The organism is Pseudomonas sp. zfem003, assembly GCF_032621675.1.
GTDB classification, from domain to species: domain Bacteria; phylum Pseudomonadota; class Gammaproteobacteria; order Pseudomonadales; family Pseudomonadaceae; genus Metapseudomonas; species Metapseudomonas otitidis.
Genome location: NZ_JAVYJG010000001.1, coordinates 176,333 through 192,697, shown reverse-complemented (window position 1 = coordinate 192,697; position 16,365 = coordinate 176,333). Strand labels below are relative to the sequence as shown.

General features: G+C 71.5%; 12 protein-coding genes. 6 read left to right on the top strand and 6 right to left on the bottom strand.

Annotated features, from left to right (window positions below; translation table 11 throughout):
- Positions 1-15: 15 nt before the first annotated feature.
- The 6 genes from RTK35_RS00955 to RTK35_RS00930 are packed head-to-tail and all read right to left on the bottom strand — an operon-like array spanning position 16 to position 4,830.
- Positions 16-849, bottom strand: a complete 834-nt coding sequence (locus RTK35_RS00955; protein ID WP_316907135.1) for a tryptophan 2,3-dioxygenase — start codon at positions 847-849, stop codon at positions 16-18.
- Between the two features lie 11 nt (positions 850-860).
- Complete coding sequence (locus RTK35_RS00950) at positions 861-1,154, bottom strand: MoaD/ThiS family protein (protein ID WP_044407630.1); 294 nt, start codon at positions 1,152-1,154, stop codon at positions 861-863.
- A gap of 29 nt (positions 1,155-1,183) precedes the next feature.
- On the bottom strand, positions 1,184-1,591 hold the full coding sequence (locus RTK35_RS00945; RefSeq protein WP_044407628.1) for a Mov34/MPN/PAD-1 family protein: 408 nt from the start codon (positions 1,589-1,591) through the stop codon (positions 1,184-1,186).
- 10 nt (positions 1,592-1,601) lie between these two features.
- Positions 1,602-2,801, bottom strand: a complete 1,200-nt coding sequence (gene moeB, locus RTK35_RS00940; protein ID WP_316907134.1) for a molybdopterin-synthase adenylyltransferase MoeB — start codon at positions 2,799-2,801, stop codon at positions 1,602-1,604.
- Positions 2,802-2,803: 2 nt separating this feature from the next.
- Positions 2,804-3,862 (bottom strand): aminotransferase class I/II-fold pyridoxal phosphate-dependent enzyme, encoded by a 1,059-nt coding sequence (locus RTK35_RS00935; protein WP_316907133.1) that lies wholly within the window; start codon positions 3,860-3,862, stop codon positions 2,804-2,806.
- Between the two features lie 32 nt (positions 3,863-3,894).
- Entirely contained in the window at positions 3,895-4,830 is a 936-nt protein-coding gene (locus RTK35_RS00930) for an AraC family transcriptional regulator (RefSeq protein ID WP_316907132.1), read from the bottom strand.
- Positions 4,831-5,129: 299 nt separating this feature from the next.
- Between RTK35_RS00930 and RTK35_RS00925 the strand changes: the two genes are divergently transcribed.
- Genes RTK35_RS00925 through RTK35_RS00900 form a run of 6 tightly spaced genes read left to right on the top strand, consistent with a single transcriptional unit; the run spans position 5,130 to position 16,343 of the window.
- Positions 5,130-6,857, top strand: a complete 1,728-nt coding sequence (locus RTK35_RS00925) for a CoA transferase (RefSeq protein ID WP_316907131.1) — start codon at positions 5,130-5,132, stop codon at positions 6,855-6,857.
- A gap of 12 nt (positions 6,858-6,869) precedes the next feature.
- Positions 6,870-9,584 carry an AMP-binding protein gene (locus tag RTK35_RS00920; protein WP_316907130.1) on the top strand — a complete coding sequence of 905 codons (2,715 nt, stop codon included), beginning with the start codon at positions 6,870-6,872 and terminating at the stop codon, positions 9,582-9,584.
- Positions 9,581-11,329 (top strand): ABC transporter ATP-binding protein, encoded by a 1,749-nt coding sequence (locus RTK35_RS00915; RefSeq protein WP_316907129.1) that lies wholly within the window; start codon positions 9,581-9,583, stop codon positions 11,327-11,329. Before RTK35_RS00920 ends, RTK35_RS00915 begins: the two co-directional genes overlap by 4 nt.
- Entirely contained in the window at positions 11,326-13,068 is a 1,743-nt protein-coding gene (locus RTK35_RS00910) for an ABC transporter ATP-binding protein (RefSeq protein ID WP_316907128.1), read from the top strand. The genes RTK35_RS00915 and RTK35_RS00910 overlap by 4 nt, the downstream gene beginning before the upstream one ends.
- Before the next feature lie 31 nt (positions 13,069-13,099).
- On the top strand, positions 13,100-15,094 hold the full coding sequence (locus RTK35_RS00905) for a TonB-dependent receptor (protein ID WP_316907127.1): 1,995 nt from the start codon (positions 13,100-13,102) through the stop codon (positions 15,092-15,094).
- A gap of 1 nt (position 15,095) precedes the next feature.
- Positions 15,096-16,343: an MFS transporter gene (locus RTK35_RS00900; RefSeq protein ID WP_316907126.1), complete on the top strand. Its 1,248-nt coding sequence runs from the start codon at positions 15,096-15,098 to the stop codon at positions 16,341-16,343.
- Positions 16,344-16,365: the final 22 nt, after the last annotated feature.

The window sequence follows — 16,365 nt, the reverse complement described above, 5'->3', positions numbered from 1 at the left end:
GGAAATCTCCTGGGTTCAGAGGACGGTGCGCAGGTTCCACAGTTCCGGGAACAGCAGCGTGTCGAGAGTCTTGCGCAGGTAGTCGGCGCCGCTGCTGCCGCCGGTGCCCTGGCGACGGCCGATGACCCGCTCGACCATGCCGATGTGGCGGAAGCGCCAGTGCCTGACGTTGTCCTCCAGCGCCACCAGTTGCTCGGCCAGCTCGTAGAGGTCGCGGTGGGCTTCGGGAGCGCGGTAGACGGTGAGCCAGGCGGCCTCCACCGAGGCGTCGTAGCCGGTGGGCTCGTCGACGGCGGCCTGCAGGCGCGCGGGGTCGATGGCCAGGCCGCGCGCGGCCAGCAGGCGCACCACCTCGTCGTAGAGCGAAGGCGCCAGCAGCCGGGCCTGCAGGGCGCGCAACGCTGCCGGGTCTTCGGCGTGGTCTTCCAGGTGGCGTGCGCACTTGTTGCCGAGGAGGAATTCGATCTCGCGGAACTGCACCGACTGGTGGCCGGAGGCGCTGCCCAGGGCCGGGCGCATGGCCAGGAAGTCATTGGGGGTGAGGGTGGCGAGCACGCTCCAGGCGTGGATCAGGTGCTCCATGATCCGCTGCACGCGGGTCAGCGCCTTGAAGGTGCGGGGCAGGTCCTGGCGGCCGACGTGGTGGGTGGCGAGGGTCAGCTCGTGGAGCATCAGCTTCATCCACAGTTCGGCGGTCTGGTGCTGGATGATGAACAGCAGTTCGTCCGGCACCCCCGAGCGGGGCACCTGGCTGTGCAGGATGTGCTGCAGGCTCAGGTAGTCGCCGTAGCGGCCGTCGCCGGTACGGGGCGCCAGGGCGTTCCTGGCGCCGGAAAAGGGGCATCCCATGGTCGCCGCTCCTATGCCGGGTTCCGGCAGTCCTGGCCACCGGCGACGGCGGGCAGGATGGTGATCTCGTCGCCGGGGGCGACACGGGCCTCCAGGCCGCCGTGGAAGCGCACGTCCTGGTCGTTGACGTACAGGTTCATGAAGCGCACCAGGGTGCGGCCCTTCAGCAGGCGCTGCTCCAGGCCCGGCCAGCGGCGCTCCAGGTCATCGATGACTTCACCCAGGCTGTCGCCCTGGGCGCTGACCTGGGCTGCGCCGGCCGTCAGGTCGCGCAGGGTGGTGGGGATGTGGATGGTGATGGACATGGCGGTTCCTCGTGGTCGGGGCATGGGGTTCAGTCGAAGGCCAGCGGCTGCTCCAGGATTCGGCCGTCCTCGATGCGGAAGCAGCGCATCGACAGGTCGAAGCGGGGATCGGTGCTGACGATGAGGTGGAACACCTCGGGAAAGGCGGCGGCGTACTCCACGTCGGTGTCGCTGGGGTAGGGCCGGGATGCGGTGTGGGAGTGGTAGAGCACCAGGGGCACTTCGCCCCGGCCGTTCATCTCGCGCCACACGCGCAGTTGCTGCAGGGGCTCGAAGCTGAAGAAGTCCTCGGCCTGGGCTGCGTTGTGCATCGGCACCAGGCGCAGGCTGCCGGGCTCGCCGGGCACGGCGGCGATCAGCCCGCAGCATTCCAGCGGGTGCTCGGTGCGGGCCTGGTGGGCAATGGCATCGCGCAGGGCGGCGGGCAGGGTGAGCATCGGGCCGTCCTCAGTAGCGGGGCTGGTCGGGGGCCACGTCACGCACCCAGGCGAGCACGCCGCCCTGCAGGTTGCGCACCTTGTGGTAGCCGGCGGTGAGCATGGCCTCGACCACCTCGCGGGAGCGGCTGCCGCCCTTGCAGCAGATCACGTAGGGCTGCTCGCGGTCGGCCAGCGGCCCCTGGCCGAGGCTGGCCAGGGCACGGGCCTTGGGCAGCAGGTCGGCGCCTTCGATGCGGACGATGTCCCACTCGTTGGGCTCGCGCACGTCGATCAGCCGGAGCGGCTGCCCGCTGCCGAGCAGGGCGTGCAGCTCCTGCGGGGTGATCACCGGCACGGGAGCGGCCGGCGCCGCGGGCTGGCCCAGGCCGCACAGCTGCGGGTAGTCCTGCAACGCGGTGATGGGCTGGCGCTGCGGATCGCGCTGCAGGGGCAGGTAGCGGTAACGCATGCGCAGGGCGTCGTAGACCATCAGCGTGCCCAGCAGGGATTCGCCGATCCCGGTCAGCAGCTTGATCGCCTCGGTGCCCATCACCGAGGCCACGGCGGCGCAGAGCACGCCGAGCACGCCGCCCTCCGAGCAGGACGGCGCCAGCTCCGGCGGGGGCGGCTCGGGGTAGAGGTCGCGGTAGTTCAGGCCGCCGCCGGGGGCGTTTTCCCAGAACACGCTGGCCTGGCCTTCGAAGCGGTAGATGGAGCCCCAGACATAGGGCTTGCCGGCCAGGACGCAGGCGTCGTTGACCAGGTAGCGGGTGGCGAAGTTGTCGGCGCCGTCGATGATCAGGTCGTAGCCCTGGAACAGCGCCACGGCGTTGTCGTTGTCCAGGCGCAGGTCGTGCAGGTTCACCTGCACGTGCGGGTTGAGCGCGGCGATGGTGCGCTTGGCGCTCTCGGTCTTCAGCTCGCCGAGGGTGTCCATGCGGTGGATCACCTGGCGCTGCAGGTTGGAGGCGTCCACCCGGTCGAAGTCGACGATGCCCAGGGTGCCGACACCGGCCGCTGCCAGGTACAGCAGGGTCGGCGAGCCCAGGCCGCCGGCACCGATCACCAGCACGCGGGCGTTCTTCAGGCGCTGCTGGCCGGCAAGGCCGAACTCCGGCAGCAGGATGTGGCGGCTGTAGCGGGCGCGCTCCTCGGCGCTGAGGGTGGCCTGGTCGCTGACCAGGGGGCCGAGGGTGCGGGGCAGGGGAGTCGGGGTAAAGGCAGTCATGTTCAGCTCCGGGGCAGGTCGAGGGCCTGGCTCAGGGCGTGCCGGAGCCGGGTCATTTCATCGGGGGTGCCGAGGGTCACGCGCAGTCGCTGTTCCAGGCCGGGCCAGGGGCGGCCGATGCGGATGCCGCCTGCGGCCAGGGTGGCGATCACCTCTGCGGCCGGGCGCTGGCAGTCGATCAGCACGCAGTTGCTCCGGGACGGGCTGTAGCGCAGGCCCTGGCGGTCCAGCCAGGCGCAGAAGGCCTCGCGCTGGGCCGTGTTGGCGGCCTTGCGCCGGGCGCATTCGGCCTCGTCGTGCAGGCAGGCCAGCGCGGCGGCAACGGCCGGCACCGGCACGTCGTGGGCCGGCTGGGTGTGCATGCGGTCCAGCACGGCGGGCTGGGCGATGGCATAGCCCATGCGCAGCCCGGCGAGGCCGTGGATCTTGGAGAAGGTGCGGGTGACCACCAGGCCGGGGTGGGCGCTGACTGCCGGGATCATCGAAGGCTCGTCGCTGAACTCCAGGTAGGCCTCGTCGATCAGCACCACCGGCGGGTGGGGCAGGGCGCCGGCCTGTTGCACCAGAGCCAGCAGCGCTACGTGGGGGGTGACGGTGCCGGTGGGGTTGTTGGGGTTGGCGATGTAGATCAGCCCGCCCTCGCTGGCGGCGAGCATGGCCTGCACATCGTGCCCGCCGTCCGCCAGCAGGGGCACCCGGCACACCGCCCGGCCGTGCAGGCGTGCGGCCTGCTCGGGCACCGGGTAGCCCGGCGCGGCCACCACCAGCGGCGCATCGGCCCGGGTGAAGGCCAGGGTGGCGTAGTGCAGGGCACGGTTGGAGCCGGGGTACAGCGAGACCCACTCCAGCGGCACGCCATGGCGCTGGGCAAGGGCCTGGCGCAGCGCCTCCACCCGCTCGAACTGGTAGCGCGAGGACAGGCCGATGGCCTCGCTGGCCGCCTGCCGCGCAGCCGGCGGTACGCCATAGGGGGATTCGTTGAGGTTGAGGCAGAGGGGCGTTTGCAAGGCGCAGGCGTCCCCTTCGCCCGCCGCGTGGCGGGCGCTGGATAGGTGGTTCATGTCAGGTTCCCGGGTTGGGCGTTCGTGGGTGGCTAGCGGCCGCTGCGTACCGACTTCGGGGTGTAGCCGAAGAACTTGAGGAAGGCGGCGCTGAAGTTGTTCGGGTGCTGGTAGCCCACCTGGTAGGCCGTCTCCGAGACCCGGTAGCCGGCGGCGAGCAGCTCCTGCGCGCGCTGCATGCGCATCTCCAGCAGGTGGTGGGCGGGGCTGGTGCCGTAGGCGTGGCGGAAGCATTCCTTGAGCTTGTATTCGCTGATGCCCAGTGCGGCGCAGAGGCAGGCGTTGTTCAGCGGCTGGCCGAGGTTGGCGCGCATGTAGGCCTCGATCCGCTCCATCACATCCAGGTCACGGCCGCTGATGCGCTCGGCCTGGGGCGTGGCGGGGGCCAGCAGGTTGAGCTGCTCGGCCAGCAGGCTCAGGGCATGGATGCGCTGGCGCAGGCCGTCGTGCTCGCCGACCCGGGGGTTCTTGAAGAAGCGCAGGTGTTCGCTGCTGCAGCTGCCGTTGTAGGCGATCTGCCGGAAGCTCTCGTTGTGGCTCAGGGCCTTGCCCAGCAGGCGGCCGCAGCGCTCGGGGCCGATGTAGCGGGTCAGGGTCGACTCCGACACCACCAGGCGCAGTTGCTGGATGGGCTCGTTGGCGGCGTAGCGACGCTCGCCGGTGCCGGCCTGGAACACCGAGACCGTGGTGTGGTTCGCCGCGAAGGGCAGGGCATTGCCGACCCGGTCGAGAAACTCGGACTGGCCGGACAGCCCGAAGGTGATGACCAGGGTGCGGTCGTTGCCATCGTGCTCGCAGACCTCCCGCAGGATGCGGCCCGAGGAGACCCGCGAGCGCACCAGGGAGAACCCGGCCTCGCAGTCCAGCCGCTCGATCAGCGCCTGGCCCTGGGCCGATGCCGTCTGGTGGCGTGTCCATTCCTTGAGTTGCTGGGCGCTGGCCAGCTTGGGTTGTGCCAAACCGTTCATAGCAAATCACTCCTCATCACTCGCCCGGTGTGCCTGTGCGGGGCTCCATCCGGGCGCAGTGATCACCGTCCTTGACTGGGTTCGCCGACGCATCAGAGCACAGGCGAAGTGCGCAAAAAACTGCCTCGCCGGAACTGCATATGAAAATCGCCGGAGCGCATATGTAATGCGAATGATTAGCATTAATCAAGGAAGTATGATCCTCCCATCGACCTGCAACGGATTGCCGCAGGCCCTGGAGATAGAGGGGTTCGGCGCTCCGGGTGCAGGAAGCGCGAACAGGAACGAAGGAGTTGTTCATGTCGATACGGCCCCTGGAAGGCGTGACCCTGCGTCTGGCCGAAGCCCCGACCGGGCTGCAGGCCACCCGCGAGGCGCTGGCCCTGCGCATGGGCTTGCTGGGCGCGCGGGTATGCGCGGCAGCGGGTGTGCAAGGCCTGGATGGCCAACTGACGGCCTGGCTGGAGGATGCCGCCGGCGCGCGGGTCACCTTATATGTGCGTGGCTGGCCCTGCGGGGTGCAGCCGGTGAGCGAGGCGCTGGCCCAAGCGGCCTGCGGGCTGGTGGGCTGGCATGGGCGCAGCGCCGGTGGGCTGTTCACCCTGGGGGTGGACTACCTCGCGGTGCTGACGGCCTCCCTGGCGTCCACCGCAGCCGTGGCCGCCCTGCTCGGGCAGCGCCGGGGCAGCGGCAGCCATGAGGTGCACCTCAGCCTGGGCGGCGCCGGCCTGCTGGCGATGGCCCAGTACCTGGCGATGGACGATGCCGGGCAGGTGCTGCCGGTGCCGGGTGGCGCCGATTGGCAGCACCCGCCTTTTACCAGTGGCGAGGGCCTGCGCTTCGAGCTGGAAGCCCTCGACCCGGAGGCCTGGCGCCGCTTCTGGGAAGGCCTGGGGGTGTCCCTGGCGGACATCGCCGCCGGCTGGTCGCCGTTCATGCAGCGCTACACCACCGCCACGGCGTGGTTGCCGCCCTCGCTGTTCCGCGCCTGTGCGTGCTATCGCCTGGACGACCTGAACTGCCTGGCCCGGGATGCCGGGGTCAACCTCTGCACCCTGCGCCTGGCGCCCCGGGAAGACTGCGCCCAAGGCCCCTGGGCCTTTGACCCGCCCGTATCGGCCGCTGCCCTGGCGCGCGCGCCCTCCAGCGCGGCCCAGCCCCTGGCCGGCCTCGCGGGGCTGGAGGCCTGCCGGCTGATCCAGGGGCCGTTGGCGGGGCACCTGCTGCGGGAACTGGGCATGCAGGTCACGCGCATCGAGCCGCCGGGCGGTGATCCGATGCGCGGCATGGCGCCTTTGGTGGGCGGCCTGTCCGTGCACTTCCAGGCGATCAACCGGGGCAAGCCCTGGGTCGAGCTGGACGTGCGCAGCGAAGCCGGGCAGGCCCGGCTGGGGCAGCTGCTGGAGGGCTGCGATGCCTTCCTGCACAACTGGGCGCCCGGACGCGCCGAGCGCCTGGGGCTGACCGCCGAGGCGCTGCGCCGCCATGCCCCGGGCCTGGTGTACGGCTCGGCCTCCGGCTGCGGACGCCACCCTGGAGCGGACGACCCCCTGGGCACCGACTTCATGATCCAGGCCCACAGCGGCCTGGCCGCCCGCATCCAGCAGCACGACCGCCCGGCCGGCGCGCTGCTCACCCTGGTGGACGTGCTGGGCGGCGCTGCCCTGGCCGAGGGCCTGGTGGCCGCGCTCTACCAGCGCCACGTCCACGGCTTGGCCGGCGGCCTCGATTCCAGCATGAGCGGTGCCGCCGGCCTGCTGCTGGAGGCCGCCATTGCCGACGCGGGGCAGGTACTGGCCTGCGCCGACGGCCACCTGATGCTCGACGGTGCCGACCCCTCCGAGGTGGCGAGCCTTGGGCACCTGGCCAGTGGCGAAGCCCTGGCCCACCTGGCTGCGCGGGGCATTCCCGCCAGCCGCATCTCCCGCTGCGCCGCCGATGTCGGCGCCCACCCCTGGTTGGGCTGTGCCCTGGGCCGTGACGAATACGGCCTGCGTACCGCCAGCCCCTGGATCATCAACGCTTGAGGTCGATACCCCATGGCAAACGAACACCTGTCCGCCGTGCAGCCCCCTGTCACCGGTGACCGCTACACGGCGCCGGACTGCGTCCCCGCGCACCTTCGCGCGCACTGGCGGGCCGAGGGCATCTATCCCCACAAGAGCCTGTTCGAGTCCTTCCTCGACATTGCCCGCTCACGGCCCCTGGCGGTCGCCGTCACCGAAGGGGCGGCGAGCCTGAGCTTCGCCCAGCTGCGGGCGCGCAGCCTCAGCCTGGCCCAGGTGCTGCACCAGCTCGGCGTCGGGCCTGGCGTGGTGGTGGCGGTGAACCTGCCCAATGGCTGGCGCGCCTGCGCCGTGGACCTGGCCGTGGCGGCCCTGGGCGGCATCGTGCTGCCGTACCCCCTGGGGCGGCGCAAGCGCGACACCCTCGCCATGCTCGGCAAGTCCGCCGCGCGGGTGCTGATCTGCAAGCGCCAGGTGGGTGAAGCCGACTACGCCGCGCTGGTGGACGGCCTGCGCCCCGCGTTGCCGGCGCTGGCCCATGTGCTGGTACACGGCGAGTGCTACCAGGACTGGCCGGATCTGGACCAGTGCTGGGAGGGGCCGGCCTGGAGCACCGAAGGCCAGCGGGTGGACCCGGATGCCGGCGCCCGGCTGATCGCCTCCTCGGGCTCCGAGTCCGAGCCCAAGCTGGTGCTGTATTCCCACAACGCCCTGGTGGGCGGGCAGAGTGCCTACCTCAACGGCCTGGCGCGCCAGCCCGAGGCCATGCGGGCGCTGTTCGCCGTGCCCCTGGCGTCGCCCTTCGGTTCCCTGGGCACGCCTTGCACCCTGGCCTCCCTGGGTGGCGCGCTGATCTGCCTGGACCGCTTCGAGGCCGACGCGGTGCTGCGGCTGGTCGCCCAGCAGCGCGTTACCCACCTGTTCGCCGGGCCCAACATGGTGGACATGCTGCTGGCCAGCCCCCTGCTGCAATCGGCGCAAGGGCAGGCGCTGGATTTCAGCGCGCTGGAGGCCATCGTCAGCGGCGGCTCGGCCCTCAGCGCCCAGACCCTGGCCGGCGTGCGTCGGCACTTCGGCTGTGCCCTGGTGCAGTCCTACGGCTCGGCGGACGGCGTGGCCTGCCACACCGCCCTGGACGACGCCCCCGAGGTGACCGTGCAGACCGTCGGGCGACCCGACCCTGCAGTGGTCAGCCTGAGCATCCGCGACGAGCAGGGGCACGAATGCGCGCCAGGCGAGGTGGGGGAGATCTGGGCACGGGGGCCGATGACGCCGCTGTGCTACTACCGCGCCCCCGAACTGGACCGCCAGTACCGCCACCCGGACGGCTGGGTGCGCCTGGGCGACCGTGGCCAGCTGGACGCCGATGGCCGGCTGCGCATCGTCGGGCGCCGCGCCGACACCGTGATGCGCGGCGGGCACAAGGTGAACCTGGTGGAGGTGGCGCACCTGCTGCGCGAGCACCCGGCCATCGCCCAGTGCGTAGTCCTCAATGCCCCGCTGGAGGACGGCGCCACGCGCATGCACGCCTTCGTGGTGATGAAGGCGGGGCAGCCGCCGCTGACCCTCGCCCAGGTGCGCGGCTTCCTCAATGACGAAGTGGGCGCCCAGCCCAGCCAGTTGCCCGACGCCCTGGCCTGCGTGCCGGAGCTGCCGCTGGCGCCCTCCGGCAAGGTCGACCAGGCGGCCCTGTTGCAGAGCCTGCAGGTGCCACGCCCGGCCGTCTCCGCGCAACCGGTGATCGACCTGCTGATGGGCGTCGAACGGGCCGGCGTGCTGCGGGCCGCCATCGAACTGCAGGTGTTCGACCACCTGGGCGAGGGTGCCAGTGCCCGCACCGTGGCCGAGCGCACCGGGGCCAGCGAGCGCGGCACCCGCATCCTGCTGGATGCCCTGGCCGGCCTGGGCCTGCTCCGCCAGGAGCCGGGGCAGGCCTACTACCGCCTGGGTGAGCTGGCCGAACGCTTTCTGCGGCGCAGCTCACCGCACTACGTGGGTGGGCTGGCGCAGGTCTACACCGCCGACCTGATGTGGGATGCCTTCCGCCACTTCAAGGACGCCGTGGTGGCCGGTGGCAGCGTTCTGCCCCAGGGCCTGGAGACCGCCAACCATCCGTACTGGGGCGAATTCTCCCGGGGCATCGCCAACACCGCGCGGGTGACCGCCCAGCGCCTGGCGCAGCAGGTGCTGCCGTGGCTGGCCCAGCGGCAGCAGCCGAGCGTGCTGGACCTGGCCTGCGGCAACGGCACCTACGGCTTCACCCTGGCGGCCGAGTGCCCGGCGGTGAGCCTCTGCGGGGTGGACTGGCCAGCCAGTGCCGAGCTGTTCTGGAGCACCGCCGAGACCTTCGGGGTGCGCGAACGCACACGCTTCATCGGTGCCGACATCTTCACCGTGGAGCCGGGTGAACCGGTGGACCTGATCATCCTCAGCCAGGTCCTGCACCACTTCGACGAGGCCGAATGCCGGCGCCTGCTGGGCCGCCTGCAGGCCTGGCTGAAACCGGGCGGGCGGTTGCTCATCGCCGGCTTCATGCGCTCGGACGCGCCGGCGGAGCAGGAGCCCATTCCGCGCCTGTTCGCCGCGCAGATGCTCAGCCTGACCGAGGCCGGCGACTGCCATGCCCTGGGCGCGGTGCAGCGCCTGCTGGAGGAGCAGGGCTGGCAACAGATCGAGTCCGCGCCACTGCGCGGCCTGCCCATCCAGCGCATCTGGGCGGCGCGCGGCGATACCGGGGAGGTCGCATGAGCCGTGTGCTGTGGAACCTCTCGCGGCCGTTGCGCCCGGCCATCGCCCTGGCCGCTTGCGGCCAGCTCGCGGTCAGCGCCTGCAACGCCGGCCTGGCCCTTTGCCTGGCCTGGGCCCTGGCCGGCCTGTTCGAGGGCCAGCCGCTTGCGGCGCTGTGGACGCCCCTGGGCGCCTTCCTCGGCCTGACGCTACTGCGCATCGCCCTCAACGGCGGGGCCGAGGTGCTGGCCATGCGGGTCGCCGGGCTGACCCGGCAGCACCTGCGCCAGCGCCTGTTGCCCCAGGTGCTGCGGGTGGCCGGGCAGGCGCCCGGCGAGCATGACAGCGCCGGGCTGAGCACCACCCTGATCCACAACGTCGAGGCCCTGCAGGCCTACTACAGCCGCTACATCCCGGCGGTGATCGGCGCGGCCCTGGGGGGCAGCGGGCTGCTTGCGCTGATGGCGCTGTTCGACCCGCGCTCGGCCCTGGTGGCCGCCGTGGGCGCCTTGTCGCTGCCCTTCGTCGATCGCCTCTGGCTGCGCTGGCGACGCCCCTCGGCCGGCGGGCTGTTCGCCAGCATCGGGCGCTTCTCGGCGCACCTGCTGGACAGCCTGCGTGGGGTCACGACGCTCAAGGCCTTCAACGCCCAGGACCGGCGCCGTGATGCCCTGCGCGGCCAGGCCCGCGACCTGCGCCGGCAGGCGATGGCGGTGCTGCACGGCATCCTGATGCGCAATGGCGTCACCGGGTTGCTCAGCCTCGGCGGGCTGGCGCTGGTCACGCTGCTCAGCGTCCAGCGCGCCGGTGCCGGCGAGCTGTCGGCCTTCGCCCTGTTCGCTGCCGTGCTGCTGGCCCGCGAAGCGTTCCGCACCCTGGAGAAGCTGGACAAGACCTTCCACGTCGCCTGGTCGGGCAACGGCGCCGCCGCCCCGGTGGCCGAGCTGCTGGCAGCGCAGCCGCCGGTGCCCGAACCGGCCCGGCCCGAGCCGTTGCCGGCCGGCCACGAGGTGGCCTTCGAGGGCGTCACCTTCCGTTGGCCCGGCAGCCAGGCCCCGGCCTTGCAGAACCTCAGCTTCACCCTGGAACCCGGCCAGTGCGTGGCCGTGGTGGGGCCCTCCGGGGCGGGCAAGTCCACCCTGGCAGCGCTGCTGATGCGCTTCATCGCCCCCCAGGAAGGGCGCGTCACCCTCGGCGGCGTGGACATCCGTCACCTGCGCTCCGCCGACCTCTACCAGCGCGTCAGCGGGGTGTTCCAGCAGAGCGTGCTGCTGCACGGCAGCCTGGAAGACAACCTGCGCATGGGGGCGGCAGATGCCAGCCCTGAGGCCCTGGCCGAAGCCTGCCGGCTGGCCTCGCTGGAGCCCTGGGTCGCCAGCCTCCCGCACGGCCTGGCGACCCCGGTGGGCGAGGGCGGCAACCGGCTCTCCGGCGGCCAGCGCCAGCGCGTGGCCATTGCCCGTGCCTGGCTCAAGGGCGCGCCGATCCTGCTGCTCGACGAGGCCACCGCCAACGTCGACGTGGCCAGCGAGGCGCATATCGGCGCGGCCATCGAGCGCCTGCGCGGGCAGCGCTCGATGCTGGTGATCGCCCACCGCCTGGCCACCGTGCGCCATGCCGACCGCATCCTGGTGCTGGACCAGGGACGCCTGGTGGAAAGCGGCGACCACCGCAGCCTGCTGGCCCGCCAGGGCCTGTATGCGCGCCTCTGGGCCCTGCAGCACGCCCACGAAACCCAACCCCTGAGCGAAGGAGCCCTGGCATGAAAGGCAATCCCCACGCGATCCGCGCCGGCGAAGGCAGCCGCTGGAGCGACCTGCTGCGGCTGTCGGCCGGGCAGCCGGCGCTGTTGGCGCAAACCCTGGTCGCCACCCTGGTGGCCCAGGCCGGCATGGTGGGCAGCCTGGCCCTCGGCGGCTGGTTGATCGGCCTGGTGCTGACCGATGCCCCGGCCAGCCTGTGGCAGCCGGTGGCGGCGGCGATGCTCGCCTGTGCCCTGGCCGGTGCCGGTGGGCGCTGGTGGCAGGCCCATGTCTCCCATGTGTTCGCCTTCCACCTGATCGAGACCCTGCAGGTCGGCAGCTATGAGGGGTTGGAGCGGGCCGCACCGGACGTGCAGGCCGGGGTGCGTCGAGGGGAGCAGGCCAACGTGGCGCTCAACGACGCCCAGGCCCTGGAGCACTTCTTCGCCCACACCCTCACCGATGCCATCGGCGCCGTGTTGGTGCCGCTGGTGGCGCTGCTGGCCCTGGCCGCCATCCAGCCCTGGCTGACCCTGGCGCTGCTGCCGTTCCTGGCGGCCCTGGCCAGCGTGCCGTTCTGGCTCGGCGGGCGCGCCCTGCGCCAGGGCCGGGCGATGAACGAGGCGCTGGCCGGGCTCAACGCCGAAGTGCTGGAAGGCATCGAGGCGCGCCGGGAGATCCTCCTGTTCGACCAGGAGGCGGCCTGGCACGCGCGCCTGGGTCGCCTGCTGGCCCGGCTGCGGCTGGAGCAGCGCCGCTATGCCCTGCGCAGCGGTGCCGAGCAGGGGGTGATCGAGCTGATCCAGGCCCTGGCCCTGGTGAGTGCGCTGGCCTGTGGCGCCTGGCTGCTGCAGATCGGCCTGCTGGACCTGGCACAACTGCCCCTGGCGGTGATGCTGGTCGGCGCGGCCCTGCTGCCCATGGCCGACGTGGCTCGCGAGGCCGGCCAGCTCGGCGCCGTGCGCGCCAGCGCCGGGCGGGTCCTGGGGCTGTTGCGCCAGCCGCCACGGGTGCGTGACCAGGGCTGCCAGCAGCCCCAGGGCGCGCGCCTGGAGTTCGATCAGGTGCGCTTCAGCCATGGCGGTCGTCCTGTCCTGCAGGGTGTCGACTTCCTGGTGCGTCCTGGCGAAATGGTGGCGCTGGTGGGGGCCTCGGGAGCCGGCAAGACCACCTGCGCCAACCTGCTGATGCGTTTCTACGACGTCGAAGGCGGGGCCATCCGCGTCGGCGGCGTGGACGTGCGTGAGATCCCCCTGGCCGGGTTGCGCCAGGGCATCGCCTGGGTCGGCCAGGACGCCTACCTGTTCGACGACAGCATCGAGGGCAACCTGCGCCTGGCCCGCCCTGATGCCACCGCCGAAGAGATCGAGGCCGCCGCCCGCCAGGCCCAGGCGCACGACTTCATCCAGGCCTTGCCGGAGGGCTACCAGACCCGCTGCGGCGAGGGCGGCGCGCGCCTGTCCGGCGGCCAGCGCCAGCGCATCGCCATCGCCCGTGCGCTCCTGTCGCAGGCGCCGGTGCTGGTGATGGACGAAGCCTCCTCCAGCCTCGACGCCCATAGCGAGCACGCCCTGCAGCAGGCCCTGCTGGGCCTGCGCGGGCAGCGCACGCTGCTGCTCATCGCCCACCGCCCCAGCACCATCGCCCAGGCCGACCGGGTGGTGCTGCTCGAAGACGGGCAGGTGCGCGACCAGGGCACCCATTCGACCCTGCTGGCCCGCTGCGATGCTTACGCGCGGCTGCTGGCCCAACCCACTCAGTAACGGCGCCAGGCGCCTACAAGGAAGATTCGCGATGGTCAGAAGTCGTCGTACCCCCACCCACGTCTGGGTCAGCACCGCGCTGGCGTTGTCCTGTCCGGCCCTCCAGGCCGCAGAGGCATTGAGCCTGCCCGAGGTCAGCGTCAATGCCGAAAAGGTCCCGCGCAGCCTCGACGCGGTGCCGGCCAGCGTCAAGGTGATCGATGGACAGACCCTGGAAGACGAGCACATCACCGGCTTCGAACAGCTGGAAGGGCGAGTGCCGGGGCTGTCGTTCCAGCCCTTCGGCCAGTCGGGCATCAACTCCCCGGTGATGCGTGGCCTCACTGCCAACTTCAATGCGCTGTCCACCTCGACGCTGATGCTGGTGGACGACGTGCCGACCCTCACCGCCCAGGGCTTCGAGAACCGCTTCATCGACATCGACCGCATCGAGGTGCTGCGCGGGCCGCAGTCGACCCTCTACGGGCGCAATGCCGAGGCCGGGGTGATCGCGGTGTACAGCAAGCCGATGGACGAGCTGGCGCGGGCCAGCGTGTCCGCCGAAGCGGGCAGCCGCGACAAGCGGGCCACGCGCTTCGCCCTGAGCAGCCCGCTGGTGGACGAGCGGCTGTTCGGCAGCGTCTCGGGCGAGTGGCAACGCCAGGACGGTTTCATCCGCAACGACGCCCTCGGCAAGCAGGCCGATGACCGCGAACGCTACAACCTCAACGCCGGCCTGCGCCTGGTGCCCCAGGAGGGCACCGACATGGTGCTGCGCTATGCGCGCCAGGCCTATGACGACGACGCCTCGCTGTGGGGCGCGCCCACGGCGCGGCGCAACCACGTGGCCTCGGGCATCGACAGCTGGAACCGCTCCTGGGGCCAGACCCTGTCGCTGAACATCGGCCACAGCCTGGGGGATGACCTGAACCTGCGCTCGATCACCGCCTACAACGACTTCCACGACCGCATCCAGCAGGACACCGACTTCCTGCCGGTCAACCTGTCGATGATTGCCCGCGACCTGCGCCTGCGCACCCTGTCCCAGGAACTGCGCCTGGAAGGGCAGTGGGGCCTTGCCGACTGGCTGGCCGGGGTCTACGTCGACAGCTCCGAAAACGACCTGCGCAACGTCAGCCAGCGCGGCCCCTTCGTCCAGGAGCTGCGCCTGGACCAGAGCAGCCGCACGCTGGCTGCCTTCAGTCACTGGAACCTGCACCTGACGCCGGACTGGACCCTTTCCCTGGGCGGACGGGTGGAGCGCTACCGGGTGGGCATCGACCCCCGTGGCGATGCCAACCAGTCCCGGAGCTGGTCGTCGTTCTCGCCGAAGGTGGCACTGCAGTACGCCTTCGCCGAGCAGAACCAGGTCTACCTCAGCGCCAGCAAGGGCGTACGCAACGGCGGTTTCAACGTGCTCTCGGCCGCCACCCACTACGCCGCGTTCGAGCCGGAGAAGGTCTGGTCCTACGAACTCGGCGTCAAGGGCCGGACCCTGGAGGAGCGCCTGCGCTACTCGCTGGCGGCGTACTACATGGACGTCACCGACATGCAGGTGATGCAGATGCCCAGCCCGGGCGTGCAGTACATCACCAGCGCCGCCAGCGCCACATCCAAGGGGCTGGACCTGGATGCCGAGTACCTGCTCAGCGCCCGCTGGAGCGTGCAGACCGGGCTGGCCTGGAACCGCACGCGCTTCGACAGCTTCCAGGACGGCCGCGCCCGCTACGACGGGCACCACAACCCCTTCGCCCCCGACCTCACCGGCTACCTGGGCCTGCGCTACGACGACCCGGAAGGCTGGTACGTGCAAGGCAACCTGGTGGGCAGCGACAAGGTCTACCTGGACGCCGCCAACCAGTACACCCGCAACGGCTACGCGCTGGTCAACCTCAGCGCTGGCGTGCGCTACGAGCAGTGGGAGCTGAGCGGCTACGTGAACAACCTGGCCGACCGCGAGTACGACGCGGTGGGCTACCAGAACGGTTTCATCACCGTCTACAGCCCGCCTCGCGAACTCGGCGTGCGCGTGACCTGGAAGCTCTGACATGGACCGCCCGAACCCTTCCCACTGGCCCCTGCAACTGCTGCTGGGCTGGGTCAACTTCGCCATGACCGCGCCGTTGATCTACCTCTACCTCGGCTTGCCGCTGGTGATGCGCCAGCACGGCTGGAGCGGCACCGAGATCGGCCTGTTCCAGCTGGCCGGGCTGCCGGCGGTGCTCAAGTTCGTGCTTGGCGCCCCGGTGGACCGCTGGGCCCGGGGCGCGCCCGGCTACCGCCGCTGGGGCCTGGTGCTGATGGCCGGCTATGCCGCCAGCCTCGTCGGCCTGGCCTGCCTGGGCATCGAGCAGGCCGGCTTCGTGCCGCTGTTCGCCCTGGCCATGCTGGCCAGCCTGCTCGGCACCTGGGCCGACGCGCCGGTCAACGCCCTGGCGATCCGCTGTTTGCCGGCGGAGGAGCGCCAGCGCGCCGGCATCATCCGCTCCGCCGCCAGCTCCCTGGGGGCGGTGGTGGGCGGCGGGGTGATGCTGATGCTGCAGGCGCGTGCCGGCTGGGCCTGGCCGTTCTGGGCGCTGAGCGGCGGGCTGCTGCTGGCCGCCCTGGGCCTGTGGCTGATCCCGCGGGCCACCCTGGCGCAGACGGATGGCGTGCAGGCCCGGCAGGTGGGCGTCGGCCAATGGCTGGCCTATTTCAGCAACGCCGAGCGGCGCCGCTGGGTGGTGATGCTGATGCTCTATTTCCCCTTCATCGGCGCCGCCTGGGTCTACCTCAAGCCCTTGCTGCTGGACCATGGCCTGCCGCCCGAGCAGGTGGCGCTGGTGGCCGGCGTGCTTGGCGGTGTGGTGGGGGCCGTGGGCAGTGCGCTCGGCGGCCACCTGGCCCGGCGCAGCGGATTGCAGCGGGCCCTGCCGGCCTGCGCCCTGGCCGGCGTGGCAGCTCTTGGCGCCCTGGCCGGCACGGTGGCCAGTGGTGCCGGCGTGCCCTGGCTGGTGGCCTGCACCCTGCTGCTGGCACTGGTGATGGGCGCCTCGGCCGGCCTGCTGTTCGGGATGATGATGAACCACACCCGCGCCGGCCTGACCGCCGTCGACTACGGCCTGCAGTCGAGCCTGTTCGTACTGACCCGCACCCTGGTGCCGATGCTCGCCGGCATCCTGCTCGACCGCTTGGGCTACCTGGGCATGCTGGCGGGGTTGATCCTCTGCATGGCCGGGGTCTGGGCCTGGAGCCGGCGCTTCGTCCGCCACGGGCAGGACCTTGCCGAGCGGTTGCCGGCGCAGGCGGTGCCCTGACCGGGTTGTCGATTCAGTAAAA

Coding starts and splice junctions, on each gene's coding strand:
- RTK35_RS00920 (WP_316907130.1), top strand. CDS start 6,870: ATGGCAAACGAACACCTGTCCGCCGTGCAGCCCCCTGTCACCGGTGAC.
- RTK35_RS00905 (WP_316907127.1), top strand. CDS start 13,100: ATGGTCAGAAGTCGTCGTACCCCCACCCACGTCTGGGTCAGCACCGCG.
- RTK35_RS00900 (WP_316907126.1), top strand. CDS start 15,096: ATGGACCGCCCGAACCCTTCCCACTGGCCCCTGCAACTGCTGCTGGGC.
- RTK35_RS00930 (WP_316907132.1), bottom strand. CDS start 4,830: ATGAACGGTTTGGCACAACCCAAGCTGGCCAGCGCCCAGCAACTCAAG.
- RTK35_RS00925 (WP_316907131.1), top strand. CDS start 5,130: ATGTCGATACGGCCCCTGGAAGGCGTGACCCTGCGTCTGGCCGAAGCC.
- RTK35_RS00910 (WP_316907128.1), top strand. CDS start 11,326: ATGAAAGGCAATCCCCACGCGATCCGCGCCGGCGAAGGCAGCCGCTGG.
- RTK35_RS00935 (WP_316907133.1), bottom strand. CDS start 3,862: ATGAACCACCTATCCAGCGCCCGCCACGCGGCGGGCGAAGGGGACGCC.
- RTK35_RS00945 (WP_044407628.1), bottom strand. CDS start 1,591: ATGCTCACCCTGCCCGCCGCCCTGCGCGATGCCATTGCCCACCAGGCC.
- RTK35_RS00955 (WP_316907135.1), bottom strand. CDS start 849: ATGGGATGCCCCTTTTCCGGCGCCAGGAACGCCCTGGCGCCCCGTACC.
- moeB (WP_316907134.1), bottom strand. CDS start 2,801: ATGACTGCCTTTACCCCGACTCCCCTGCCCCGCACCCTCGGCCCCCTG.
- RTK35_RS00915 (WP_316907129.1), top strand. CDS start 9,581: ATGAGCCGTGTGCTGTGGAACCTCTCGCGGCCGTTGCGCCCGGCCATC.
- RTK35_RS00950 (WP_044407630.1), bottom strand. CDS start 1,154: ATGTCCATCACCATCCACATCCCCACCACCCTGCGCGACCTGACGGCC.